Source organism: Micromonospora sp. LZ34 (genome assembly GCF_052981855.1).
Map to the genome: position 1 here is coordinate 1 of NZ_JBRIQN010000007.1, position 25,297 is coordinate 25,297.

At 71.6% G+C, this 25,297-nt stretch carries 23 protein-coding genes; 13 read left to right on the top strand and 10 right to left on the bottom strand.

Features of this window, described 5'->3' with window-relative positions; genetic code table 11:
• Positions 1 to 458: 458 nt before the first annotated feature.
• The 3 genes from ACVCAH_RS10195 to ACVCAH_RS10205 all read right to left on the bottom strand — a co-directional run bounded on the left by ACVCAH_RS10195 (position 459) and on the right by ACVCAH_RS10205 (position 5,542).
• Positions 459 to 2,501: a serine hydrolase gene (locus tag ACVCAH_RS10195; RefSeq protein ID WP_447135822.1), complete on the bottom strand. Its 2,043-nt coding sequence runs from the start codon at positions 2,499 to 2,501 to the stop codon at positions 459 to 461.
• Positions 2,502 to 2,509: 8 nt separating this feature from the next.
• Entirely contained in the window at positions 2,510 to 4,330 is a 1,821-nt protein-coding gene (locus ACVCAH_RS10200; protein WP_447135823.1) for a glycoside hydrolase family 3 protein, read from the bottom strand.
• A gap of 96 nt (positions 4,331 to 4,426) precedes the next feature.
• Entirely contained in the window at positions 4,427 to 5,542 is a 1,116-nt protein-coding gene (locus ACVCAH_RS10205) for a DUF4185 domain-containing protein (RefSeq protein ID WP_447135824.1), read from the bottom strand.
• Between the two features lie 176 nt (positions 5,543 to 5,718).
• On the opposite strand from ACVCAH_RS10205, the gene ACVCAH_RS10210 reads away from it, so the two are divergent.
• Positions 5,719 to 7,236 carry a peptidoglycan DD-metalloendopeptidase family protein gene (locus ACVCAH_RS10210; protein ID WP_447135825.1) on the top strand — a complete coding sequence of 506 codons (1,518 nt, stop codon included), beginning with the start codon at positions 5,719 to 5,721 and terminating at the stop codon, positions 7,234 to 7,236.
• Between the two features lie 15 nt (positions 7,237 to 7,251).
• Here ACVCAH_RS10210 and ACVCAH_RS10215 read toward each other — a convergent pair whose 3' ends face one another.
• The gene (locus ACVCAH_RS10215) at positions 7,252 to 7,674 is read right to left on the bottom strand and encodes an acyl-CoA thioesterase (protein WP_447135826.1); all 423 of its coding nucleotides are present in this window, start codon (positions 7,672 to 7,674) and stop codon (positions 7,252 to 7,254) included.
• A gap of 149 nt (positions 7,675 to 7,823) precedes the next feature.
• Here ACVCAH_RS10215 and ACVCAH_RS10220 point away from each other — a divergent pair, with 149 nt between their 5' ends.
• The 3 genes from ACVCAH_RS10220 to ACVCAH_RS10230 all read left to right on the top strand — a co-directional run bounded on the left by ACVCAH_RS10220 (position 7,824) and on the right by ACVCAH_RS10230 (position 11,499).
• A complete protein-coding gene (locus tag ACVCAH_RS10220; RefSeq protein WP_447135827.1) occupies positions 7,824 to 8,585 on the top strand; it encodes an ABC transporter permease in 762 nt (253 codons plus the stop codon).
• Positions 8,586 to 8,989: 404 nt separating this feature from the next.
• A complete protein-coding gene (locus ACVCAH_RS10225; protein WP_447136006.1) occupies positions 8,990 to 10,045 on the top strand; it encodes an IS110 family transposase in 1,056 nt (351 codons plus the stop codon).
• A 518-nt stretch (positions 10,046 to 10,563) separates the two neighbouring features.
• A complete protein-coding gene (locus ACVCAH_RS10230) occupies positions 10,564 to 11,499 on the top strand; it encodes a rhomboid family intramembrane serine protease (protein WP_447135828.1) in 936 nt (311 codons plus the stop codon).
• A 10-nt stretch (positions 11,500 to 11,509) separates the two neighbouring features.
• Here ACVCAH_RS10230 and ACVCAH_RS10235 read toward each other — a convergent pair whose 3' ends face one another.
• Positions 11,510 to 11,938: a DoxX family protein gene (locus tag ACVCAH_RS10235; RefSeq protein WP_447135829.1), complete on the bottom strand. Its 429-nt coding sequence runs from the start codon at positions 11,936 to 11,938 to the stop codon at positions 11,510 to 11,512.
• A gap of 224 nt (positions 11,939 to 12,162) precedes the next feature.
• On the opposite strand from ACVCAH_RS10235, the gene ACVCAH_RS10240 reads away from it, so the two are divergent.
• Positions 12,163 to 13,194, top strand: a complete 1,032-nt coding sequence (locus ACVCAH_RS10240; RefSeq protein WP_447135830.1) for a hypothetical protein — start codon at positions 12,163 to 12,165, stop codon at positions 13,192 to 13,194.
• 71 nt (positions 13,195 to 13,265) lie between these two features.
• Positions 13,266 to 14,033: a Stf0 family sulfotransferase gene (locus tag ACVCAH_RS10245; RefSeq protein ID WP_447135831.1), complete on the top strand. Its 768-nt coding sequence runs from the start codon at positions 13,266 to 13,268 to the stop codon at positions 14,031 to 14,033.
• A 51-nt stretch (positions 14,034 to 14,084) separates the two neighbouring features.
• Here the strand turns inward: ACVCAH_RS10245 and ACVCAH_RS10250 are convergent, their stop codons facing one another.
• A complete protein-coding gene (locus tag ACVCAH_RS10250) occupies positions 14,085 to 14,465 on the bottom strand; it encodes a YccF domain-containing protein (RefSeq protein ID WP_447135832.1) in 381 nt (126 codons plus the stop codon).
• A 77-nt stretch (positions 14,466 to 14,542) separates the two neighbouring features.
• Here ACVCAH_RS10250 and ACVCAH_RS10255 point away from each other — a divergent pair, with 77 nt between their 5' ends.
• From ACVCAH_RS10255 to ACVCAH_RS10275, 5 genes are all read left to right on the top strand, one after another.
• Positions 14,543 to 15,466 carry a hypothetical protein gene (locus tag ACVCAH_RS10255; protein WP_447135833.1) on the top strand — a complete coding sequence of 308 codons (924 nt, stop codon included), beginning with the start codon at positions 14,543 to 14,545 and terminating at the stop codon, positions 15,464 to 15,466.
• A 326-nt stretch (positions 15,467 to 15,792) separates the two neighbouring features.
• On the top strand, positions 15,793 to 16,890 hold the full coding sequence (locus ACVCAH_RS10260) for a PQQ-dependent sugar dehydrogenase (RefSeq protein WP_447135834.1): 1,098 nt from the start codon (positions 15,793 to 15,795) through the stop codon (positions 16,888 to 16,890).
• 341 nt (positions 16,891 to 17,231) lie between these two features.
• Positions 17,232 to 18,050 (top strand): basic amino acid ABC transporter substrate-binding protein, encoded by an 819-nt coding sequence (locus ACVCAH_RS10265; protein WP_447135835.1) that lies wholly within the window; start codon positions 17,232 to 17,234, stop codon positions 18,048 to 18,050.
• Between the two features lie 82 nt (positions 18,051 to 18,132).
• Positions 18,133 to 18,927 (top strand): amino acid ABC transporter permease, encoded by a 795-nt coding sequence (locus ACVCAH_RS10270; protein ID WP_447135836.1) that lies wholly within the window; start codon positions 18,133 to 18,135, stop codon positions 18,925 to 18,927.
• Positions 18,928 to 18,932: 5 nt separating this feature from the next.
• The gene (locus ACVCAH_RS10275) at positions 18,933 to 19,772 is read left to right on the top strand and encodes an amino acid ABC transporter ATP-binding protein (RefSeq protein ID WP_447135837.1); all 840 of its coding nucleotides are present in this window, start codon (positions 18,933 to 18,935) and stop codon (positions 19,770 to 19,772) included.
• Positions 19,773 to 19,818: 46 nt separating this feature from the next.
• Here the strand turns inward: ACVCAH_RS10275 and ACVCAH_RS10280 are convergent, their stop codons facing one another.
• The 3 genes from ACVCAH_RS10280 to ACVCAH_RS10290 form a co-directional block, all read right to left on the bottom strand.
• The gene (locus ACVCAH_RS10280; RefSeq protein ID WP_447135838.1) at positions 19,819 to 20,715 is read right to left on the bottom strand and encodes a bifunctional helix-turn-helix transcriptional regulator/GNAT family N-acetyltransferase; all 897 of its coding nucleotides are present in this window, start codon (positions 20,713 to 20,715) and stop codon (positions 19,819 to 19,821) included.
• A 109-nt stretch (positions 20,716 to 20,824) separates the two neighbouring features.
• Positions 20,825 to 22,006, bottom strand: coding sequence for a low temperature requirement protein A (locus tag ACVCAH_RS10285; RefSeq protein ID WP_447135839.1), 1,182 nt, complete (start codon positions 22,004 to 22,006; stop codon positions 20,825 to 20,827).
• Positions 22,007 to 22,331: 325 nt separating this feature from the next.
• Positions 22,332 to 22,532: a hypothetical protein gene (locus ACVCAH_RS10290; protein WP_447135840.1), complete on the bottom strand. Its 201-nt coding sequence runs from the start codon at positions 22,530 to 22,532 to the stop codon at positions 22,332 to 22,334.
• 103 nt (positions 22,533 to 22,635) lie between these two features.
• Here ACVCAH_RS10290 and ACVCAH_RS10295 point away from each other — a divergent pair, with 103 nt between their 5' ends.
• Together ACVCAH_RS10295 and ACVCAH_RS10300 are read left to right on the top strand one after the other, a co-directional pair.
• Positions 22,636 to 23,382 carry an ANTAR domain-containing protein gene (locus ACVCAH_RS10295; RefSeq protein WP_447135841.1) on the top strand — a complete coding sequence of 249 codons (747 nt, stop codon included), beginning with the start codon at positions 22,636 to 22,638 and terminating at the stop codon, positions 23,380 to 23,382.
• Positions 23,383 to 23,601: 219 nt separating this feature from the next.
• Positions 23,602 to 24,339, top strand: a complete 738-nt coding sequence (locus ACVCAH_RS10300; RefSeq protein ID WP_447135842.1) for a SigB/SigF/SigG family RNA polymerase sigma factor — start codon at positions 23,602 to 23,604, stop codon at positions 24,337 to 24,339.
• A gap of 109 nt (positions 24,340 to 24,448) precedes the next feature.
• On the opposite strand, the gene ACVCAH_RS10305 is transcribed toward ACVCAH_RS10300, so the two are convergent.
• Complete coding sequence (locus ACVCAH_RS10305) at positions 24,449 to 25,276, bottom strand: DUF5994 family protein (RefSeq protein ID WP_447135843.1); 828 nt, start codon at positions 25,274 to 25,276, stop codon at positions 24,449 to 24,451.
• Positions 25,277 to 25,297: the final 21 nt, after the last annotated feature.

Sequence of the window (25,297 nt, forward strand, 5' to 3'; positions counted from 1 at the left end):
ATCGACAGGCGGCTGCGTCCACTTCGCACGCCCCCACCGCATCCCGCGAGGTCAGACCGCCAATGGCGGCTGCCGTACTAGGCTGGGCGGCGGCCGGTCCGGCCGCGACCGGGTGACTCGCGGGCCGGGGCGGCCGGCGGCGTGGACGCCTTCTTCGCCAGGAAGCCCGGCGACGTTCGCAAGATCGTCGTCTCGCACCAGCGGCTGGAGTTCACCTGGCGCGACTCCGAGCAGCTCCAGGGCGATCTCGTCGAGGCGGTCACCGCCCTGAAGAACGAGCCCGGTGACGGCACGATCGGGATGAGCGGCTCGGTCTCGGTCGTTCGTCAGTTGCTGGCCGCCCGGGCTGCTGGACGAGCTGCACCTGCTGGTGCACCCGATCGCCGTCCGGAGGGGGATGCGGCTGTTCGACGAGGGCGAGGCGCCGATCCCGCTCACCCTGCTCTCGGCGCAGACCTTCACCCACCGGGGTGCTCAACCTGGTCTACGCCCCGGCCCCGTCCGCCGGCGGCGCCACCTACGGGGACGCCAAGGCCCACCTGCCGCAGGCCTGAGGACAGGAGCGGCGGCCGCCGACCCGGCAGTCGGCGGTCCGGCACGCCGCCGACCGGTGCCGGCGGCGTGCGCGGCGCCACCCGGGGACGGCTGGCGGCGGCCGGCCGTCCCCGCCGGTCAGCTGCGGGCGGGCGACCACCCGTCGGCGACGATCCGCCCGGCGTCCCGGTCCTCGCCGAGGAAGAGCAGGCCGTCCCGGTCCGCCGCGACGATCCGGTCGACGTAGACCCCGCGGCCCTGGCTGGAGACGTCGGTGCTGCTGCTCCAGCGCAGGTGGGTCGCCTGCTCGGGCAGGTCCACCGACACCTGCCACCAGACCCGGCCGCCGTAGCCGGTGACCGCACCGTCGCTGGTCCAGCGCTGGTTGCCGTGGCGGAGCAGCATCCGCGCCGTTGTCCAGGTCGCGCCGCCGTCGGTGGAGACCTCGAACCGGGCGCTGTCGTAGCGCGGCTCGGTGTCGTACCAGAGCAGGAAACTCGCCGTGCCACCGCGCGCCGCCGGCGCAGCGGGGCGGTGAGGGTGACCGTCGCGAGGTCGCGCGGGTCGGCCCGCCAGGCCTCGCGCGACCGGGGCCGCACCGGCATCGCCTCGGCGAGATCCCGCGCGACGGCGCGCCGGGCGACGTTGTTGCTGCCCCAGCCGCGGTCGGGGTGCACCCGGTTGCTGAGCAGGATGACGAACGAGTGGGCGAGCGGGTCGATAACCAGGGAGGTGCCGGTGAAGCCGGTGTGCCCGAACGCCACGGGGGAGGAGAGCCCCATCATGTACCAGTGCTTGTTGAGCTCGAAGCCGAGCCCGCGGTCGCTCTCCGGATAGGCCTGTTCCAGCGGGGCGTTGTAGTTGACCAGCATCGCGCGCACCGTGTCGGGCCGCAGGATCCGCTGCCCGCGGTATTCGCCGCCGTTGAGCAGCGACTGGCAGAGCACGGCCAGGTCCGCCGCGGTGGAGAAGACGCCCGCGTGCCCGGCCACCCCGCCGAGCGACCAGGCGTTCTCGTCGTGCACCTCGCCCCACACCATGCCGCGCCCGGCGTACGGCTGGTACTCGGTCGCGGCGATCCGCGACCGGCGCTCCGGCCCCGGGTTGTAACCGGTGTCGGTCATGCCCAGGGGCGCGGTCACTCCGTCGTGGACCAGGTCGGCCAACGACCGGCCGGTCGTCCGCTCCACCAGCACGCCGAGCGCGATCAGCCCGAGGTCGGAGTAGACGTACCGGGTACCGGGGGTGGCCCCGGCCGCGAGCGGCGTGGCCAGCGCCGCGGCGAACCGCTCGGCCGGCGTCGGGTAGCGGCTCCACAGTGGCGTGAAAGCGGGCAGCCCGGAGGTGTGGGTGAGCAGCATCCGTACGGTGACCGTCGCCTTGCCGCCGGCGGCGAACTCCGGGACGTACCGGGCGACCGGCGCGTCCAGCTCCACCTGTCCCCGCTCGACCTGCTGCATCACCACGATGGTGGTGAACAGCTTCGACACCGAGGCCAGGTCGAAGATGGTGTCGGGCCGCATCGGGAGCTGCTGGTCGGCGGGAAGCTCCACCCCGACCAGTCCGGGCGGCGGCCCGACGGCGGAATAGCGCACCGCCGTCCCCACCGCCGCGTGCTGTACGACCACGCCGTCCTTGGCCGCCAGGACGACGGCACCCGCGAACGTGGGATGGCCGGGGTGGTCCGGCGTCGGCTCGAGGTATGCCGCCAGGTCGGCGGGCATGCGGTCCACGTGCTCGGGGAGCAGCCCCACCTCGGGAGCGCTGCCCGGCCGCAGCGTGTCGTGGCGGAACTGGATGTCGGCGGGAGTGACGGCCGGCGGCGCGGACCCGGCCGGGGGTCGCTCGGCGGCGGCTGCCCCGGTGGCCGGGAGCGTCGCGCCCAGCACGGCCGCGGCCAGTCCGAGCGCCACGGTTCGCCGGGGCCGCGTGGCCGCCGAGGCGGCGCGGACGGTGCTTTCGGCCATGGTCCCTCCTACCAGGTCAGCCCGTGGCCGTAGGGGTAGAGCACCGCCCCGCCGGCCGCCGGGATCGTGACGGGCAGCCGCCCGCCGGGGGACAGCTCGCCGTGCAGCGCGCGGACGAGAGCGTCCATCGCCGCCCGGGTGTACGAGTAGGTCGCCAGGTAGGTGGAGACGCCCGGCAGGTGCGCGATGTCGTACGGGTCCCGGACCGCCACCACGACCACGGGTCTGCCGGTGGCCAGCAGTGCCGCGACGAGCCGCCGCTGGCTGCCGCGCGGGTCGGTGATCTCGATGTCCCACGCCTTGTTCACCAGCACGACGGTGAGGTCGTGGTTGGCCGCCTCGGCGGCGGTCGCGGCGATCACCTGGTCGGACGGCAGGGTCGCGGGTCGGGCGGTGGCCCGGGCGCCGCGGGCGGCGAACCCGTCGGCTACCGTCGCGACCGGCGCGAAGGCGGCGCTGTTCCAGCCGGTGACCAGCACCGACCGGTCCGCGCGGGCGAGTGGCAGCAGCCCGGCGTCGTTGCGCACCGCGGTGAGCGTCGGATCGGTGACCCGGGCGACGGCGGCGACGTGCTCGGCCGCCCCGACGGTGCGTACCGCCGCCTCGACGTCGACCAGCGGGGACCGGGCCAGGCCCTGCCGGTACTTCATGGCGAGGATGCGCCGGACCGACTGGTCGATCCGCCGCTCGGTCAGCTCGCCGGTGGCCACCGCCCGCAGCACCGCGTCCCGAGCCAGCCGCAGGTTCGGTGGCATCAGGAGCTGGTCGGCGCCGGCCTTGAGCGCCAGCACCGGCACCCGCTCGTCGCCGTACTTCTGCCGCACGCCGGCCATGTTCAGCGCGTCGGTGACGATGACGCCGCGGAAGCCGAGCTCGCCCCGCAGCACGCCGGAGAGGATCGTCGGCGACAACGTCGCCGGGTCGCCGGACGGGTCGAGCGCGGGCACCACGATGTGCGCGGTCATGATCGATTCGACGCCCGCGCTGATCGCCCGCCGGAACGGCGGGGCGTCGATCCGGTCCCACTCCTCGCGGCTGTGGTCGATCACCGGCAGGCCGGTGTGGCTGTCGGTGGCCGTGTCGCCGTGGCCGGGGAAGTGCTTCGCCACCGCGGTCGCCCCGGCGTCCTCCTGGAACCCGGTGACCTGCGCGGCGGTCAACTCGGCCACCAGGGTGGGATCGGCGCCGAAGGACCGGACACCGATCACCGGGTTGGCCGGGTCCACGTTGACGTCGGCGATCGGCGCGTACGGCTGGTGGATGCCGACTGCGCGCAGCTCGCGCCCGGTGATCTCCGCCGCGGTCCGTGCCGCCCGGGGTGACCGGCCGGCGCCCAGGGCCATCGCGCCGGGGAACTGGGCGGCGGGCGCGGGCATCCGCAGCACCACGCCCTGCTCCTGGTCGGTGGAGATGAGCAGGGGCACCCGGTCCTTGCCGCCGTCGCCGAGAGCGGCTCGCTGCAGGCCGTTGGAGAGGGTGGCGATCTGGCGGGGACTGTCCAGGTTGTGTGACCAGGAGAAGTAGCAGACGGCGCCGAGGTGGAACTCCTCGACGACCTCGGCCGGCGTCTCGACGCCGAACGCGGCCCGGTTGGCGGCCCGGTCCGCGGCCGTCGGCGCGGTGGCGTCGCCGCCGTAGACGTACGTGGCGAAGAGTTGGCCGACCTTCTGCTCCAGGCTCATGTGGCGCAACGTCGAGGTGACCCAGCCGTGCTCGGCGGCCGGCGGAAGCCCGGCGGTGGAGGCGGCGGTGGCCTGGACGGGGAGCGGTGCGAGGGTGGTGGCGAGGGTGGCCACCAGGACGGTCGCGGTGCCGAGTCGAGTCTTCATAGACGACGGCCTCTCAGTCCGGATGGCTGAAACTTAGCTACACTTCGATTAATCGTCAAGAAGGTTTGCTACATCCCGACGGGTGCGGGCGGGTGGTCACGCGGACCCGACGAACTGGCTGACGTGGTACGCGGTGCTCCGGCCGTCGGGTGTCCTGGTCCACTTCGACACCATGAGATGCAGGTCGTTGGCCCGCCGGCTGGACCAGGGGTGGATGAAGCCGCCGTAGAGCCCGGGCTCCTGCCAGGGGGTCACCTGCACCTTCTCGGCCGTCCAGACCTGGTCCGGCCCGCCCGCGGTGCGGGTGACGATGCAACCGGTGACGCAGTTGAGGTAGGCCATCACCCAGGTGCCGTCGGCCAACCGCCGCACCGACGGCTCGCCGAAGCGGCCGGTCAGGATCGGCGTGCACGGGCGGCCCCAGCCCCAGGTGCTGCCGTTCCAGCCCCAGCCCTCGTAGGACTCGGGGTAGAACAGCCGGTCCCAGCGGACCCGGCGCAGCATCATCGGTCCGTCCTGGCGTCCGGAGCGCACCGAGAAGACGTACACCCAGTCGCCGTCGCGTTGCATCGTCCACATCTGGAACGGGTCCGTGTTGGCGCCGTTGTTCCACCACTTCAGGGGCGTACGGATGAAGTCGTTGCCGTTGTCGCTGTAGGCCAGTCCGGCGTAGCGCGACCTCCAGTGCGGCCCGGCGGGGCCGGCGGAGGCCCAGTTCTCGATGCTCATGTACGAGACGAGCTGGCGGCCGGTCTCGGGGAAGCTGATGCCGTCGTTGGGGATGACGGTCACCTCCCAGAGGCCGTCGATGCCGATTCCGTTGTGGCCGTTGTGCATCAGCTCCGGGGCCCGGCCGTTGCCGGCCACCCGGGCGGCGCTGTCGAAGACGACCCCACCGGCGGCGCCGGGGTGGACGTTGGAGCGCAGCATCACCGGTGAGCGCCAGTCGTTGGGCAGCGGTGGACCCTCCGGCCACGGGGTGTTGAAGGTGTCGCCGAAGAGGTATCCGATGGAGCCGTTCTCCAGCACGTACGGGATGCCGAGGTCGGTGCCGGCGACCTGCCACCGGTGGTTGGTGTCCAGGTCGGCCCCGGTGAGGCGCTTCTTCCAGGTGGCGGCCCGGGCGGCGGCGGGGGCCAGGATCGGCCCGACGGCCGCGGCCGCGCCGACCACGGCGACCCTTCCGAGCAGGGTGCGGCGATCGATGGTCATGGCGGTAGTCAAGCGGGCGGCGGGTGGACGAAGGATGTCTTCAGAGGTCCCTTCTCGCTCTGCCAGAAGTTTTCGAGATTCCATTGACAGGCGTCGTGGTGTCTCCTCAGACTCGCGGCAGTCGGAGCTCAACACCGGCCGGCCCATCACCGGCAACTGGGCGGGAGCGTCGCGTCATGACCAGAGCTGTCCCTCGGACGGGCCCCGCCGCGATTCTCGCGGTGTGCCTGGCGGCCGTCAGCGTCCTCGTCGGCGCGTCGCCCGCACACGCCGTGCCCGTCTTCAAGGCCCCGTTCCCGTGCGGTCAACGGTGGACCTACAGCCACCACGGCAGCGAGGTCCGCCAGGCGCTGGACTTCGTCCGCGCCGACGGCGGCGTCACCAACGGCACCCCCGTGCTCGCCTCGGCGGCCGGCACCGCCTACCGGTACTCGCAGCCCAGCGGCGCCGGCAACTACATCGCCGTCGAGCACGGCGGCGGGTGGAAGACCTACTACTTCCACCTCTCCGCGTACTCGGTGGCCAACGGCGCGACCGTCACCCAGGGGCAGCAGATCGGGCTGACCGGCAACACCGGCAACTCCTCCGGTCCGCACATCCACTACGAGCAGCTCTACAACGGGGTGGGGCAGGCGATCGTCATCAACGGCGTCTCCCTCGCGCCGTATCCGGGCTCGTACCACCAGCGCTACCTCACCAGCGACAACTGCGGCCGCTCCACCGAACCCGTCGCCGGCCGGGCGTTCGGGTTCGGGGCAGGTCAGCACTACGTCGCTGTGGGATCCGCCGGCACGCTGGCGAACCTGTCATGGTCGCCGAACACCGGGCTGGTACGGGCGGACTGGGGCGGTGGTCCGCTGACGGGCAAGGCGGTCGGCTACTCCCATGCGAACCAGCAGCACGTGTTCGCGCGGGGGAGCGACAACACGTTGCGGCACTGGTGGTTCGCGCCGGGGATGGGCTCGCCGGGGCTGGACCACTGGAACACCGTCGGGCGGGTGCTGTCGAATCCGACGGGGTTCGCGTACGGCAGTCAGCAGCACGTGTTCTACCGGAACCCGGACGGACACCTGGAGCACCGCTTCTACGACCTGAACACCGGTCAGATCGCCGGCGGTGTCTGGCCCGGCGGTGCCTTCGTCGGCAACCCCTACGCGTTCGTGCACCGGGACCAGCAGCACATCTTCGGCCGTACCGCGTCGGGCGGACTGATTCATTGGTACTGGTGGCCGGGCATCGATCCCGGTGTCGACAACTGGGGTGTGACCTCGGGGGTGGCGTCGGATCCGACGGGTTTCTCCTACACCGGCAACCAGCACCATGTGTTCTTCCGCAACGCCGACGGCAACCTGCAGCACCGGTTCTTCGACGACCCGTCCGGCACCCTCAACGGCGGGGTGTGGCCGGGTGGGAGCTTCGTGGGGAACCCGCACGCGTTCGTGCACCGCGACCAGCAGCACATCTTCGGTCGGACCGCCGCCGGCGACCTGGTCCACTGGTACTGGTGGCCGGGCGCCAACCCGGGCGTCGACAACTGGGGAGCCCGCGGGGTGGTGACCGACGACCCGGCCGGCCTGTCGACGCCCGGCCAGCATCACGCCTTCTACCGGACCACCAACGGCACCCTGGAACACCGCTTCTTCGACGACACCACCGGCCAGATCGTCACCGACAACTGGGGCGGCGCTCTGTAGTCGCCCTCGCCGGGATCAGAGGTTGAGCGGCCGGGGGTCGCCGGCCAGCTCCCGGAACCGCTCCTGCGGGCTGGGCACCAGCCGCCGGGCCGACAGGTCCAGCAGCCCGCCCACTCCGGTCAGCGTCGCGACCCGGGTGCCGTCCGCGCGGACGAAGTCCTGCTCGATCCGGAAGGTCTTGCCCTCGCCCCAGTGGAACCCGCAGGACACGTCCACCTCGTCGCCACCGCGCAGCTCCCGCAGGTACCTCAGGGTGACCTCGAGGGCGACCGGTCCCACGCCGGTGGCGATGAGCCGGTCCTGCGAGATGCCGGCGGCGCGCAGGCACTCCCACCGGGCGTGCTCGGCGTACTGCAGGTAGACGGCCTGGTTCAGGTGGCCCTGGGTGTCGAGCTCGTAGCCGCGGACCGTGACGCGCACCCGGAACTGATCTTCCACACAGCTGAGCCTACCGGCGGGTACGACACGAGCAGCAGGGTGCCGTTGCCTGCCCACCGGGAGGTGCCTGGCGACGGTAAGCGAGCTGAAGCACATCAACACCCGGCTTCCGACGAGTCCGCCGGGCGTCGGGGCGGGAGACTAACCGGATGTCCTCGACGATCCTGGTGGTCGGCCCCGAGCTGGGGGTCGCGCTGGTGGTGCTGGCCGTCCTGGCGGCCGTGGTGGCGACCGTCGGGCAGCTCGGGCACGGCCGGCAGATCCTGGTCGCCGCCGTCCGCGCCGCGGTCCAGTTGGCGGCCGTCTCGCTGCTGATCACCGCCATCGTGGTGTCGCTCTGGGCGACCGCCGCCTTCGTCGTCCTGATGTGCGTGGTCGCGGCGGGTACCGCCGGTCGACGGATCACCGGTGGCCGGCGGGGCTGGTGGGCCGGCGTGCCGATCGCGGTGGGGAGCCTCTCCGTCGTGGCGGGGCTGCTGCTGGCGGGACTGGTGCCGCTGCGCGGCATCGCGATCATCCCCGTGGCGGGCATCCTGATCGGCGGGGCGATGACCGCGACGTCGCTCGCCGGTCGGCGGGTCGTGGACGAGTTGACCGCCCGGCGGGGCGAGGTGGAGGCCGGTTTGGCGTTGGGGCTGCTGCCCCGGGACGCGATCCTGCTCGTCGGCCGTCCGGTGGCCGGCCAGGCGCTGGTCCCGGCGTTGGATCAGACCCGCACGGTGGGTCTGGTGACGCTGCCGGGCGCTTTCGTCGGCGTGCTGCTGGGCGGCGCGGATCCCCTGACCGCGGGGATCACGCAGGTCTTCGTGCTGGTCGGACTCCTGGCGGTGGAAGCCGTCGCGGTCGTGCTCACCGTCGAACTCGTGGCCCGCGGCCCGCTGTCACCGGCCCGGTCGAAGACGCTCCGGTGACCCCCGGTTCCACCTTCAGTGGATCCGGCGGTGCCGGCCGCCAGCATCGCCACCCGTGTTCCGGGCGGCGGACCCACCACCCCGACAGCCGTCGTGCTGCCGGAGGTGGTCACGCACCGTCGAGCCGGCCGGCACCTTCCCGGCGCTGGCCAGTCCCGACGTGACAGTGAGGATGATGGGGACGGGGTCACCCGGCTGTCTGACTCTCGACGTGATCGACGGTTGCTGTCCTTCGTGGGGATTCGTCGACTGTCCGGGTGCCCCCGCTCCCGCACGTCACCGGCTGGTGCATCTGTGACCTGATAGGAGCCTGTGCGAGAGGCCCATCACTGTCGTGTCCACCGCGCCGGCGGGTGCGTGCCGACCCTCTGTTCGGTGCGAGCGAAGAGGACGACACCTTCAGCATGGCAGCTAAGAAGCGTCAGATCACGGGTGGGGTTGACACCCACGGCAAGACTCACCACGCGGCCGCGGTCGACCGGACCGGCCGGGTACTAGGTGATCAAGAGTTCCCGGCCACCATGGCCGGGTACCAGGCTCTGCTGGCCTGGCTACGTTCCTTCGGCCGCGTGGTCAGGGTGGGGGTGGAAGGTACCGGCACATACGGTGCCGGACTGGCCCGCTATCTGACGGGTGAGGGTATCGAGTTGGTCGAGGTCGACCGGCCGGACCGCAAGACGCGCCGGGCCAAGGGTAAGTCCGACCCGATCGATGCGATCGTCGCCGCCCGCGCCGCCCTGTCGGGACAAGCGTCCGGGACGCCGAAGACCCGAACCGGGCCGGTCGAGGCCATCCGCGCGTTGCGGGTCGCCCGTCGGGGTGCGGTCAAGGCCCGCACCGCCGCGCTCAACCAGATGCACGGCCTGATCGCCTCCGCCCCCGAAACGCTGCGCGTCGAACTGGCCGCACTGCCCGCCGCCGCACTGGTCGCCGCCTGCGCGGACCTGCCAGTCAACGAGGCCGCGATGATCGACCCTACCCAGGCCACCCAGGCGGCGTTGCGCGCGATAGATATCCGCATCCAGACGTTGACCGCCGAGATCACCCAGGCCGACCGGCGGCTACGCCCCACCGTGGCCAAGACCGCGCCACGCTTGTGCGCGCTGCAAGGCGTCGGTGCCGAGGTCGCCGGACAACTACTCACCACCGCCGGCGACAACCCCGACCGGCTACGTTCCGAGGCCGCCCTGGCCCACCTGTGCGGCGCCGCCCCCATCCCAGCCAGCTCCGGACGCACCGACCGGCACCGCCTCAACCGCGGCGGCGACCGAGCCGCGAACAAAGCCCTATACACCATCGCCCTGTGTCGAATGCGTTACGACCCACGCACCAAGGCCTACGTCGAACGCCGCACCAAGCAAGGACTGGGCAAGAGAGAGATCATGCGCTGCCTCAAGCGCTACATCGTCCGCGAGGTCCACGCCGCCCTACTCGCCGACTTTGCCGCCCTCACCCCTTGACATCCATAGGAGAAGAACATGCCTCTGGCGAGGCGCCCGTGGGCGGCGCGAGGATCAGTTGGCCGGCGGAGGCCCGCCCCACCACCATCCGGTGGGGAGTCGCTCACCCTGAACGGTGAGGATCCACAACACCACCAAACACCCGGTGAACGTTAGTGGACACCGCACCAGAGAGGCTCCGCCTCGGACCGCCGAGCAGGCCGGTTGAGCCGGACAAACAGCCTGTGGCCCTACCTCGGGCCAAGCTCACGCAGGGACCTGCGGCCCGATCTTGGCCGGCCGCCGCCACCCGCTGCGCCGATGTCCGGCCGCCGTGGCGACCGGCTGTGCCACACCAAAGTGGCTGGTCAGAACCCATGTCTGCAAAATGTGGAGCGGGCAACCCAACGTTACGCCCGCTCAAAAACTTGACACAAACGTCGAGAATCTGGCGGCCAAGGATCTAGCATGACGCGGCTGACGCCGGCGACGGCGGACGCGTACCCCCAGGCCTTGTCGCGCCAGAACCAGGACTTCAGATGGACACGTTGAACACCGAGCAGCCGCCGCCCGAGGCGGGAGCCACCTGCTTCCGACACCCGCGCCGGGAGACGTACGTGCGATGCACCCGGTGTGACCGCTCGATCTGCCCGGACTGCATGCGGGAGGCGCCCGTCGGCTTCCGTTGCCCGGAGTGCGTCCGGGCCGAGAACCGCACGGTGCGGCAGCCCCGCACGGTGTTCGGCGGCCGAGCGGTCAGCCAGCCCGTGGCGACGTACGTGCTGATCGGGCTGAACGTCGTGGTGTACCTGGTGCAGCTGGCGCGGCCGTCGATCGTCGGCCAGTTCGACAGCCTGGGCACGGGCCTGGTGGACGACAGTGGCCGCTACTACCTCGACGACGGCGCCAGCTACCCCGGCTACCAGCTCGTCGGCATCGCGCACGGCGAGTGGTACCGCCTGATCACCTCGGCCTTCCTGCACGCCGAACCGTCCCAGGGCTACTTCGGGATCGCCCACATTCTGTTCAACATGTACTGGCTCTGGCTGCTCGGGCGGATCCTCGAGGAGCGGCTGGGAGTGGTGCGCTTCCTCGCCGTCTACCTGCTCGCGGCGCTCGGTGGCGCGGTGCTGTTCTTCCTGGTCGAACCGCGCTCGGCCGCGATCGGCGCGTCGGGGGCGGTCTACGGCCTGGCGGCCTGCTACTACGTGGTCAGCCGTCGCCTGGGCTATCAGCCACTGGACCGGAACCGGATGCTCCTCTGGCTGACCGTGTGGCTGGTGCTCTCCGCGGGCTTCACGGCGTGGCAGGGCCACCTCGGCGGCCTGCTGGCCGGCGGCGCCGCGGGCCTGGGGATGGCGTACGCCCCGCGGCGGCGCCGTGGTCTCGTGCAGACCGCCGTGGTGGTGGCGCTCGCGGCACTCCTCGTGGCGTTGGTCGTGCTCAAGTCGCTGAGCCTGGACACGGCAGCCTGAACCGGAGCGGTCACCGCGCGGGGACCGGGGGCCGGGCGGTTCGGCGGGCCGGTAGCAGCGTGTCGACCGCCCACGCGCCCGGGCCGAGCACCGCGATCAGCAGGAACGACCAGCAGAACAGCACGGCCAGCTCACCACCGTTGCGCAGCGGCAGCAGGGCGTCCGGCTGGTGCACCACGAAGTACGCGTAGGCCATCGAGCCGGACGCCAGGATCGCGGCCGGCCGGGTGAGCAGGCCGAGCAGCACCAGGCCGCCGCAGACCGCCTGGATCAGCGCGGCCCACCAGCCCGGCCACTCGCCGGCCGGCAGGGCCTCGCCGCTGCCCCGGTTGCCGCCGAAGACACCGAACACCGAGGCCAGGCCGTGGCAGAGGAACAGCAGCCCGATGACCGCGCGGAAGAGGGCCACCGCCGGTCCGAGGATTTGCTCAGTACGCATTCCGGTACCTCCGTTGGGGACGGGATCGGGCCCAGGATGCCGGGCGTAATTCAGCTGTGTCGATGCTTTCCCCCTTTGTGGGAACGCTCCCATCGATCAGGTCCCGCCGTCTCGCCAGGCTCGCACCACGCACCGGCCTGTCCGCCGCGGCGGAGCCGACCGGCGATGGAAGGATGCCGGTGATGCGACGAGGTGACGGAACGACTCGGAGGCGACGGGGCGCGGTGACCGCGGCCGTGGTCCTCGCCGGCACGGTGATCCCGGGCGGTGCGGCGGCCGCCCCCTCGCCCACCCCGATCGGTGGGGTGTGCGAGATCCGCGACGACCGGCTGACCGAGATCTCCGGGATGGTCGCCACGCAGGACGGGTTCGTCGTGGTGAACGACGGTGCCGACGACGCGGCCCGCCGTCAGGTCTTCTTCCTCGACCCGGACTGCTCGGTGGTACGGACCGTGCGCTACCCGTCCCGGCCACGGGACACCGAGGATCTCGCCATCGGCCCGGACGGCACGATCTGGGTGGCGGACATCGGCGACAACGACCGCTCCCGGAAGACGATCGGGGTGTGGAAGCTCGCGCCGGGAGCCGACCGCCCGGTGCTGTACCGGATGGCCTATCCGGACCGCCCGCACGACGCGGAGGCCATGCTCCTGACCGGCGACGGCCGGCCGCTGATCGTCACCAAGTACTCGGCTGTCCTGTACGCCCCGAGCACCGCCCTGCGGCCGGGCGCGACGGTACCCCTGACCCAGGTGGGACAGGTCCGGCTGCCGACCACCACGACGAGTAACCCGTTCTCGGTGATCGGCCGGACCTCGGTCACCGGCGCGGCCACCGCGCCGGGCGGGGACCGGGTGGTGCTGCGCACCTACGCCGACGCGTTCGAGTTCGACGTCCGCGACGGCGACGTGATCACGTCGCTGACCAGCGGGCAACCACGGATCACCGCGCTGCCCGACGAGCCGCAGGGCGAGTCGATCACCTACAGCCGGGACGGGCGGTCGCTGCTCACCGTGTCCGAGACGGCCGACCAGCCACCAGGAACGAGACCGGCGATCCGGGGGTACCCACTGGCGGCGGCCCCGTCGTCCGTGCCACCGGCCACCCCCGCGCCGACCCACCCGGCCGCCGGCGATGCCGCCGAGGACGCCGGCACCGAGGTCGCACCCATGCTGGCGGCCGGAGCCGTCGGGCTGGGGCTGCTCGTCCTGGCACTGGTGGCGCTGACCCGGTCCCGGCGGAGCAGGTCCCGGTAGCCGTGCGGCCCGGTCCGGCCCGCCGATGAACTCGGTTGCGGGGCCCGCGACCGGTGCGCTTGGGTGTGGCCATGCCGGCCGATCACGTCGACTCGTACTTCGTCTGCGCCACCCCGCGCACCGGCAGTTCGCTGCTGCTCGGGTTGCTGGAGTCCACCGGCGTCGCCGGTCGTCCCCAGGCCTACTTCCGCTCGCCGGACGAGCCGCTCTGGGCTGACCGGTGGCGGCTTCCCCGCGACGCCGCGGGCGGCGTCGACTATGCGGAGTACGTGCGGGCCGCGCTGGCCGAGGGCCGGACCGACAACGGCGTCTTCGGCGCGAAGCTCATGTGGGGCACCCTGGACGAGGTGGTCGCCAAGCTCGCATCGGTCCATCCCGACCTCGCCGGCAAGGACACCGCCCTGCTGAGCCGGGCGTTCGGCCGCACCCGCTTCGTCTTCCTGCGCCGCGACGACGTCCTGGCGCAGGCGGTCTCCTGGCTCCGCGCCGAGCAGACCGGCCGGTGGTTCGTCGGCGGCAACGGGGAGATCAGCGGCGCCGCCCCGGGTGGCGGGGCGGCCCGCTACGACGCCGCCGGAATCCGGCACTTCATCGAGACGATCAGGGAACACAACGCCGCCTGGGCGGCGTGGTTCGCCTCGTGGGGGATCGAACCGCACGTAGTGCGCTACGAGGACCTCGACGCGGACATGGTCGCCACCACACATAGGATCCTGGCGTTTCTCGGGCTGGACCGGCCCGCCGGTGCGGGCGCCGTCGTCGCCCGGCACCAGCGCCAGGCCGACGCCGTCAACCGGGAGTGGATCCGGCGGTACCGGGCCGAGGTGGCCGACATCTGACCGGTTGTCGACGCTCGACGTGACCGGCCGGCGGTGGCGGACAGCTGGCGCCTACGGCGCGTCGACCACGTCCCGGCCGAGGGGCCAGAACGCCACCGGGACGAGCTTGAGGTTGGCCACGCCGAACGGGATGCCGATGATCGTGAGGCAGAGCACGACGCCGGCGACGAGGTGGGACAGGGCCAGCCACCAGCCCGCCAGCACCACCCAGAGGACGTTGGCCAGGCCGGAGGCGACGCCCGCGCCCGGCTTGGGCACCACCGTCCGGCCGAACGGCCACAACGAGTAGCCCGCCAGGCGCAGGGAGGCGACGCCGAATGGGATCGTGACGACGAGGACGAAGCAGATCAGCGCGGCGATGCCGTAGCCGACCGCGAGGACGAGACCTCCGCCGAAGACAAGCCACAGCACGTTCAGCAGAAAGCGAATCACCCTTCCAGCATGAACACCGCTCGCCACCGCAGGCCGCGCCACCGCCGACGCAACCGCGGGCGGCCGGGCACCGTCTCATGACAGGGACCGGCGGCGGCCGGGTACGGCGGAAGGACGGCGACGAGATGGCTCGACGCAACTACCTCTTGGCGATGGTCGTGGCCACGGCCCTGCTGGCCGGCTGCGCCGGGCAGGGCGGGCCGGAGGCGAGCGCCCCGGAGACCCCGCGGCTCGGCGGCGGCGGAAGCCCGGCACCGGCGGATCCGGTGGCCCTGGTCGGCAATTGGACATTGGCGGAGGTTGCCGAGGAGCCGAGCGGCATCCTGCGCATCGCACCTGACCAGATCCAGCTCTTCGGCCGCTGCGGGATGCTGGTCGGCTCCTGGCGAGCCGACGCCGCCGGTCTCTTCGTCGCCGGGACCTTCGGCGCCTCCGGCGCGGAGGGCGTCGCCGGCTGCGAGAAGGCCGCCGAGTCGACCCCGCCCTGGCTGCGGCGGGTCACGTCGTACCGGCTGGTGGGCGGGACACCCGTACTCCTCGACAACCAGGGCGCACCGGTCGCCCGACTGCTGCCGGGTGCGAAGCCCACCGCCGGCCCGAACCTTGCCGCGTCCGAAGTGGCTCCGCCGGAGATCACCGACGAGGTCCGGCGGAGGTTCGCGCCGGCAGCCGCGCTGCCGGCGAGGCTGACCCCAGCGGACCGGGACCGGCTCGTCGGGAAGTGGGTGCCCGCGCGGGGGCCAAGGACGGCGTACGTCGAGTTCCGCGCCGACGGCGAGTGGCGCGGCTCGGACGGTTGCAACGGGCAGGCCGGGCGCTGGGTTGCCGGGCCGGCGGGAGCCCTTCTCGCCACCACCGGGTTCAGCACCCTGATCGGCTGCGACAGCGCGCCGGTCGGGGCCTGGCTCTCCTCGACCTGGCGCGCCGGGCTGGACGGCGAGACCCTGGTGCTCCTCGACGCCGGGGCCGAGGAGGTCGGGCGGATGCGCCGCGTCGGCTGAGCGGTCGTTGGTCCGGCCGAACGTGCGGCTGAAGCCGCAACTTTCCAGGGGCAGGGTCAGATCTGGTACGCCATGAGCGCGTCGCTCAAATCACATCGGTGACAGCCACCGTGGAGCACCGGCGATTCCTGTCGTGGGTGCCGGCCATGTGGCCCACGCCGTAACCCGGGGTGCGCGACCGGCGTCACGCTCGACCGTCAGGTGCGTGTCGGCGCGGTGACGCTTCCGAGACGCCCGGCGATGGATGCTGGTGCATGCCCGCCCCGGTTGCCGGGTGGGCGGCGCCGGTGTCGGCCGGCGTACGTCGGGAAGGCCAGGGGGCCGGCATGAGAAGACGCAGTGTTGTCGCCACGATCGCCCTCACCGTCTGCGCCGGCGTCGCCGGGTCACCCGCCGCGGCGACCGCGCAGCGGCCCGACAGCAGCGGTCCGTTCGGCTGGTGGGGGTTCGACTTCACCCGACCGGAGGTGGTCGCCACCGGTCTCGAAGCACCGTGGGGGCTGGCCTTCCTGCCGGACGGCAGCGCGCTCGTCGCCGAGCGGAACAGCGGGCGGGTCCTGCGGGTGCGCCGGGGCGTGGCCCCGGTGCAGGTCGCGCAGATCGCCGGCGTCGCCGCGACGGGCGAGGCCGGGCTGCTCGGGCTGGCCGTCTCGCCGCGCTACCGCAGCGACGGTTACGTGTACGCGTACTTCACCTCCGGCGTCGACAACCGGATCGTCCGCTTCCGGCTCACCACGCCGAACGTCCAGCAGCCGATCCTGACCGGGCTCGCCCGGGCCAGCGTCCACAACGGCGGGCGGATCGCCTTCGGCCCCGACGGGATGCTCTACGCGGGCGTCGGCGATGCCGGCCAGAGCGCCCTGGCTCAGGAGCCGCGCAGCCGGAACGGGAAGATCCTGCGGTTGCGCCCCGACGGCGGCGTGCCGTGGGGCAATCCGGTTCCCGGATCACCGGTGTACAGCCTCGGCCATCGCAACGTGCAGGGCCTGGCCTGGGACTGGCGGGGTCGGCTCTACGCGACCGAGTTCGGCTCGAGCAGGTGGGACGAGGTCAACCGGATCGTGCCGGGCGGCAACTACGGCTGGCCGGTGGTGGAGGGGGTGGCCAACGACCCGCGCTTCCGCGACCCGATCGTGACGTGGACGCCGGCCGAGGCGTCGCCCAGTGGCGCGGCGATCGTGGGCGGGACCCTCTACGTCGCGGCCCTGCGCGGTGCGCGGCTGTGGGTCGTGCCCCTCGACGCGGCCGGCCGCGCCGGCACGCCCTCCGCCCAGCTCGTCGGCACGTACGGCCGGCTGCGCACGGTCGCGGCCGCACCGGACGGTTCCCTGTGGATCATGACCAGCAACCGGGACGGTCGGGGCACCCCCGCGCCCGGCGACGACCGGATCGTGCGGTTCGTGCCGCGCTGGTGGTGGTGGTGAGCGGAGAGCCGCCGCGACTACTGAGGGCAACCGGCCGGCTCTTCCACCGTTGCCCCGACTCCGTTGCGTGCGACGCCGGTAGCCCGGACCGGTCAACCCGGTAACCCTTGGATCGCCTGGGCCGAGATGCCGTAGTGCGGGAGCAGCGGTCCGTCGTGCCGCCGCTTGCCGTCCCATTGCTGGCCGATTGCCGGGTTTACCGACCGTGACGGTCGTCGCATCGGCTCAACGGCGGGATGTGATCTAGGTGCGACTCCTCACATCAGGTACCGTGCCGTGTCACACCGTCTTTGCACCAACGCTGGCTGCCTGTCAGAGGGGCCGAATCGGAGGACACCGCCGTGACTTTCCATAGCGCCGTCCGCAAGGCTGGTCTCGTCGTGGCGATCGCCGCTCTCGCGGTGAGCGCCGGATGCGCCAAGAAGGATGAGGGCGAGGTCCAGGCGAGCGGGGTCAAGCTCATCGAGAAGGGCAAGCTGACCGTCTGCACCCACCTGCCGTACGCGCCCTTCCAGTCGAAGGACGCCAGCGGCAAGGTGGTCGGGTTCGACGTCGACGTGATGGACCTGGTCGCCAAGGAACTCGGCGTCGAGCAGACGATCGTCGACACGCCGTTCGAGGGGATCAAGTCCGGCCAGGACCTGAACACCGGCAAGTGCGACGCGGCCGCCGCCGGCATGACGATCACCGAGGAACGGCAGAAGGTGATGAACTTCTCCGATCCGTACTTCGACGCGACCCAGGCGCTGCTGGTCAAGACCGGCAAGCCGTACAAGTCGCTCGACGACCTCAAGGGGAAGAAGCTCGGCGTCCAGGCGGCGACCACGGGTCGTGACTACGCCCGGAAGTTCGAGCAGGAGAAGGGCCTGCAACTGGTCGAGTTCGAGGACCTCGCCGCCCTGCAGCAGGCGCTGGCCAACGGCCAGGTGGAGGCCGCCGTCAACGACCTGCCGGTCTGGACCGAGTACATCAAGGAGCACCCCGGCGGGTTCGAGGTGACGGCCGAGTTCGACACCGGCGAGCAGTACGGGTTCTCGGTGAAGAAGGACGGCAACCCGGAACTGCTCAAGAAGATCAACGAGGCGCTGGCCAAGGCGAAGCAGGACGGCACCTACGACAAGATCTACGAGAAGTGGATCGGCAAGCTGCCGAACGCGTGATCCGAACTCCTGGCCGGAGGGCGCGCGCCTGGCGCGCGCCCTCCGCGTCGGCCGCCCCCGCACAGTCAAGGAGCATCGAACCGTGAAGCTGCGACGCCGCCAGCGAGAGCGGCTGTCCCTCTGGCTCCAGTACCTGGCCTTCGCCGCCGTCATCGCCGTGGTGATCTTCGCCGCGGACTGGGGCAGGCTGGGGGACGCGTTCTTCCGCGTCGACATCATCGAGTCGATGTTCCCGACGATCATCACCGTCGCGCTGCGCAACACCATCCTCTACACCCTGGGGGCGTTCGCCTTCGGCCTGGTGTTCGGCACCATCCTCGCGCTGATGCGGCTGTCCAGGGTGGCTCCGTACCGCTGGGTGGCGACGGCGTACATCGAGCTGTTCCGGGGCCTGCCCGCGCTGCTGGTGCTCTTCCTCGTCGGGTACGGCATCCCGATCGCCTTCCCCGAGCGGGAGATCCCGGGCGGGGTGTTCGGGTCCATCACGATCGGTCTCGGGTTGACCGCCGCGGCGTACATGGCCGAGACCATTCGGGCCGGCATCCAGGCCGTGCCGAAGGGGCAGATGGAGGCGGCGCGCACCCTCGGCATGTCGCACTTCACCGCGCTGCGCACGATCGTCATCCCGCAGGCGTTCCGGATCGTGATTCCGCCGCTGACCAACGAACTCATCCTGCTCACCAAGGACTCGTCGCTCGCCTACGTGCTCGGCGTGACGGCGCAGACCATCGAGGTCACCAAGTTCGGTCGGGACACCCTCAACGACCGGGTGAACGCCACCCCGCTGCTGGTGGCCGGCCTCACCTACCTGGTCATCACCCTGCCCCTCTCGCAGGTGGTACGACGCCTCGAACTCCGCTACGCCAAGGCTCGGTGACTTCCATGACGACTACCGAACCCCGTTCCGCCGTCGAGATCCGCGACCTGCACAAGTCGTTCGGGCCGATCGAGGTGCTCAAGGGCATCGACTTCGAGGTCGGCCACGGCGAGGTGGTCTGCGTCATCGGGCCGTCCGGGTCCGGCAAGTCGACGCTGCTGCGCTGCGTCAACCTGCTGGAGGAGCCGACCGCCGGCAAGATCTGGGTGAACGGGATCGAGATGACCGACCCGGACGTCGAGATCGACGCCGTCCGCCGCGGCATCGGCATGGTCTTCCAGTCGTTCAACCTCTTCCCGCACCTGACCGTGCTGGACAACCTCACCATCGCCCAGCGCCGGGTGCTCCGGCGCGGCCGCGCCGAGTCCGAGCGGATCGCGCGGGACAACCTGGAGCGGGTGGGGCTGACCGACAAGGCCCGCGCGTACCCGGCCCAGCTCTCCGGCGGGCAGCAGCAGCGGGTGGCGATCGCCCGATCGCTGTCGATGGACCCCAAGCTGATGCTCTTCGACGAGCCGACCTCCGCACTCGACCCGGAACTGGTCGGCGACGTCCTCACCGTCATGCGCAAGCTGGCCGAGGACGGCATGACGATGATGGTGGTGACCCACGAGATGGCGTTCGCCCGGGACGTCGCCGACCGGGTGGTGTTCATGGACGGGGGTGTGGTGGTCGAGCAGGGGCCGCCCCAGGAGGTGCTCGGCGCGCCGCGGCACGAACGGACCCGCTCGTTCCTGTCCCGGGTCCTCGACCCGACCCATGTCGCGCAGCTCGGTCAGCCCGACCAGTCCCCGGAGCCGACCCGCTCGCCCGGCCTGCCGGCCGACGACCGCCACAACCTGTGACGGCGGCGCGGCGCGCGGGAGTGCCCGCCCCGCGCCGCCGGCCGCGTCACGGCGCCAGGTGCTTCTCGAACCAGTGGTGGGCGTAGCGCTCGGTGTTGTAGGGCTCGATCTCCCGGTAGCCGGCCGAGCGGTACATCGCGATCGCCTCGGTGAGGGTGCGGTTGGTGTCCAGCCGAACCGTGGTCCAGCCCCGCTCGGCGGCGTACCGCTCCAGCTCACCCAGCACCCGCTGGCCGATCCCGAGCCCGCGCACGGTGTCCGACACCCAGACCCGCTTGATCTCGGCGGGCGCGCCGAGGTGGAGCTTGACCGCGCCGCAGCCGACGGGCTCGGCGTTGAGGGTGGCGAGCAGGAACACGCCGGCGGGCGGGACCAGTTCCTCGTCCCGCACCGGGTTGCTCAGGGCCGGGTCGTACCCGTCGTCGAAGCGTCGGGCGATGTCTCGGGCGTAGGCCCGCACGCAGGCCCGGGCGCGGGGGTCGCCCGGCGGGCACGGCTCGATGACCACCATCGACGCGATGAGCAGCCGCTCGACCTCGGCCATCGCCGCGACGAGCCGTTCCCGACGCTGCGCGGTGAGCGGTTCGAGGATCGACCGGGCGAAGTCGTCGGAGCGCTTGTCCAGCCCGGCCCACTCGGCCCGGCCGACGTCGGTGAGCGCCGCGGTCCGCACCCGCAGGTCGCCGCCGGCCCGGTCGGCCGGCCCGACGGTGACCAGCCCGTCGCTCTCCAGGATGCGCAGGAGCCGGCTGAGGTGTCCCGAGTCCAGGCCGAGCCGGGCCCGCAGCGCGGCGACCTCCGCGCCGCCGGGGCCGATCTCCCACAACAGGCGGGCCTGCGCGAGGGGGCGCCCGCGGGCCATGTACTCGTCGTCGAGCGCCCCGACCCGCTGGGTGACCGTCCGGTTGAAGCGCCGTACCGCGGCGATGAGTTCCGAGTCCATATACCTGACTTTAGTCAGGTATATGAGGCCGCCGCCAGTGCGGGGCCGGGTGCCCCGGCCGCTACGCGTCGCCGATGACGGCGTGGCCATGCTGCGTCGACGACGTCGGCTACAGGGCCGGTGCTGGTGCCTCGGGTGGGCCTCCAGCGGCACGGACGGCGTCCGAGACGGCTATCCCGGCCAGTACGACGGTGCCCGCGAGACCGGCCAGCAGTGCGGGCACGAGCACCATCGCGGGTGCCGCGACAACCAGCACGAGCAGCCCGACCAGCCGGGACGGCGACACCCGACTGAACACCTCGTATTCGAACCGGGCCCGTCCGGCCAGGAACAATGCGGGTCCGCCGAGGAGGTAGGCGGCCAGCCAGGGGGTGGTCTGCTCGGTGGGATGGGCGATGACGAGCTCGAAACCGGCGGCGGCGGCGACCACGCCGGCCACCATGAGCAGGTGGGTGTACGGGGCGGACCGTACGAACCGGCCCGGGTCCCGGGAGGCCTCGATGGCGGCTTTCAGCAAGGCGCCGGCGCGATGGACGTAGATCTGCCACAGCAGCACGGTGGCGGTGAACGCGACCAGAAGAGCCCACGTCCTGGCGCCGGTCACATCGCCCGCGGCGTAGGTGAGGGTGATGACGAGGATGAGATCGCCGAGCGCGAGGGTGAAGAACTGCTGGTAACGCTCTGCCAGGTGGTCGGCTGCCACCGCGTACTGGGACGCGGGCACCCGCCCGAGCCGTGGTGTCGGGTAACGAAGCCAGGCTGCCCCGTAGTCGATGGCCAGCGCAGCCGCCCACAGCAGGCCCCGCGTCGTGCCTGCCGCGAGGCTGCCGGCGAGCCACGGTACCGCGGACGCGACGAACCAGAAGATGAACCTGCCGGCGTGAAGTTGCGCCTGGCGACTCTTCAGCGCAGCGGCGAGGAACAGGCCACGACCGATGTGGATCGCCACGTACGCGCCCGCGAAGAGGAGGCCATGGCCGGAGAAGGCTGCGCGCAGCGAACTGGCCATCAGGATGGTGCCGAGCATGACCCAGAGCGTCATGACGAAGATGGGAGGCCGCTGTGCGTGGTAGAGGTCGGTTGTCAGCACCGTGACCGACCAGACCCACCAGACCGCCATCAGCATCACCAGGGTCTGGAGAATCGCGCCCCAGCCGAGGTCCTGCGCCAAGGTCCGCGAGGTCACGGCGAGTGCGGCCACGAACACCAGATCGAGGAACAGTTCCAGCAGGGTCGCTCGCTGTGGGCCCCCGCCCTCCCGCGTCAGCCCTACCGCCTGATTGATCGTCATCGGCGTCCCTGGTCTCCGGTCCGGGTCCACGAGTCGGTCGCCGTTGCCGACGGCGAGATGGCGCCAGTCGGACATCGCAGGACGGCTTCATCAACAATAGCGGCACATATCGTCGGAAACGGCATTCACCACATATCGCCCCGCAGTCCGGTGCCCTTGACGTCGTCGACGTCCGTGTATGCTCGGCGCGAGTCGCCAGGCGGGCTCACCGGTCGCGCGAAATCCGCAGGTTCTGCGGTCAGTATGGCGGCGAACTGGAGATCAGCGCTCGCGACGAGGCGTACGACTCGGCGACGCGCGGCACAGGGACCTGGCGGCTTTGGCGTCACCCGTTCGTCTCTTGACGTGGCACAACGGACAGCCGGAGCCCGTCCTGCGTCTCCTCGATCCGTACCCGTTCCCCATGGCTGTGGTCGGGCAGCATGGCGTCGTACAGTTCGGCGTTGCTGATCTCGACCGTGCCGCCGGCCCGGTCGATCAGGACGTTGAGGACGGCGCGTAGGTTGACGTCACTGAGGTATCGCATGTCATCGTCTCCGTGCTCTCATGTGCAGGGGTGAGTGCCGTTCTGCCTGCTCCCCGTCCGGTGGACGTCAGGTCGCTGCCGCACATCCAGGTGGGACGAGCGTATGCCGGAGGCGAGTGACGTGGCCGAAGTGCAGTTGTCCGACGTGTTCGTGGAGATGGCCGACACACTCGTCGACGACTTCGACGTGATCGAGCTGTTGCACGTGCTCACCGAACGGTGTGTCCAACTGCTGGGTGTCTCGGCGGCCGGGCTGCTTCTGACGGACGAGCACGGCAACCTTCAAGTGGTGGCCGCCTCCTGTGAACGCACCCGGCTGCTGGAGCTGTTCCAACTACAGACCGACCAGGGCCCCTGCGTGGACTGCTTCCGCACCGGGCACCCCGTGTCGGTGATCGACCTGCCGGCGGCCGGCCGCTGGCCCCGGTTCACCGCCGCCGCGGCCGAGGTCGGGTTCGTCGCGGTACACGCGCTGCCCATGCGCCTACGCTCCGAGGTGATCGGCGCGCTGAACCTCTTCGACACCCAGCCGGGTGCGCTCGATGAAGGCAAGCTCCGCATCGGTCAGGCGCTGGCCGACGTGGCCACCATCGGCCTGCTCCAGCAACGCGCCATCCACCGCCGCGACATCCGCACCGCGCAGCTGCAGACCGCACTCGACAGCCGGATTCTGATCGAGCAGGCCAAGGGCGTGCTCGCCGAGCGCCTCGGGGTGGACGTGGGTGCGGCGTTCGCGCTGATGCGCAGCGGCGCCTGCAGCCGCAACCGGCGACTGTCCGACCTGGCTCAGGCGATCGTCGACGGCACCGAGCAGCTGACGCCGGAAACGACAACCGCCGTGTCCGCCTGAGTGCCCGATCAGGTTGCGCGGCCCGGCCGCCACCGCACGTCCCGCCGCCGACGTCCGCCCGTGCGGATCGGCGCGATGAGGCGTACGGTGACGTTGTCGCCCGGGCCCCCGGTGGCCGTCAGTTCCGCCGCCACCAGCCGTAAGGGGCGTTGAACAATGGTCATCCCCACCGCGACAGCGGCCACCGTTCGCCGACATCTGCCGGCGGGTCACGTACCGATGACCACCGACCAGTTGATGCGTCGACAGGCCGCCCTGGCCGGCGACGACCCCGACCGTCGGAAGCTGCGGGATCGGATCATCGAGGGCAATCTGCCGATGGCCAGCCGACTGGCCAGCCGATACACCGGGCGCGGAGAGCCGTACGACGATCTGGCTCAGGTCGCGGCCCTCGCGCTGGTCCGGGCCGTCGACGGATTCGACGTCAGCCGAGGCGTACCGTTCTCCTGCTACGCCGTCCCCACCATTCTCGGCGCGCTCCGCCGGCACTTCCGCGACACCACCTGGGCGATGCGGGTCCCGCGCCGCGCCCAGGAGCTGAACAGCGTGGTACGAGCCGTCACGGGGGACCTCACCCAGCGGCAGGGCCACCACCCGACCGCCGCGGAACTCGCCGAGCACCTGGACGTCAGCATCGACGACGTGGCGTTCGCCCTCGCCGCATCGCAGGCCTACCGCCTGGCGTCGCTGAACGCGCTCCACCGCGGAGCCGACGGCATCGAGACCGAGAAACTGATAGGCGGCGTCGACCCCGGCTACGCGGGCGTGGAAGACCGCCTCACCCTCCGGCCGTTGCTCGCCACCCTTCCCCTGCGTGAGCGCCGGATTCTCGCCATGTCGTTCTACCGTCACATGACCCAGTCGCAGATTGCCGCCGAGGTCGGGCTGTCGCAGATGCACGTGTCCCGGCTGCTGAAGCGCTCCCTGGCCCAGCTCAGGGCCCACCTGCCCGGGTAACGGGTCGGTGGTCCGATCGCGTCCGGCGAACGGCCGATGCCTCAGCCGGTGCGGCATGTGTCCGGCGTGACCAGTAAGCACTGCCGTAGGTGGCTCAGCGGGGCCACTGTCACCGGGCAGGCGGCTCGGTGAGCTCGGCGGGATCCAGATGCAGGGTCGCGAGGAGTCCGGCGTGCCGGGCGATGTCCACCTGCTCCGGCAGTTCCCGCTCGACCCAGTCGGCCCTGGTGTGCTGGCCGCGTCGACGCAACGCGGAGATGATCGTGTGTCGGGCGATGGTCATGATCTGCACCTCGTTGGTGATGGTGGGAAGGTCGCCGGTCCGCTGCTGCCGCGGCCGAGGTGTGGTCGGCGCGGGCGGCGGTGCCACCGGCGCGGACCTCGCGGCCCGGCTGGCGTCGGCTCCGGAGTGGGCGACGGTGGCAAGCGGGTCATGGGTGGTGCGGAGACCGCCGCCCTCCGACTCCCAGGAGCGTCTGCTCGCGCTGTCCACCTGCGCCTCGAACAGCGTGCCAACGGCGGTGAGCAGCTGCGGAGCGTGGATCAGGTTGCCGGCGGTGGCGGCGAGCGCCAGCGCCGCCTCGGCCAACTGGGCAGTGGTCTCCGGCGGGACGACCAACAGGTCGACCCGGTCGTCGTTGCGGCAGATCGCGGTCAGCAGGCTGGCGGGCTGACTGGTGAAGTAGCCCAACCGCAGCACCCTGTCGCCAACCCCGAGGCGGTGCGGACTGCCGTCCCAGGTCCCGGCGTGGAGGACCAGCCGGGTGATCGGCCCGTGCAGCAGATCGATGGCGAGGACGAGGCCGGGCAGCTCCGCGAGCGGATCGGTCGAGCGGGGCCACCAGCCGCCGTCGAGCAGCGTGCGCGGCGACCGGGTCGGTTCGAGCCGCAGGCGCGGCGTCGACGGGGGAGCGAGGGTGTCGGTTCGTGACGTCATGTCGGGTCCCTGTCGCCGTGG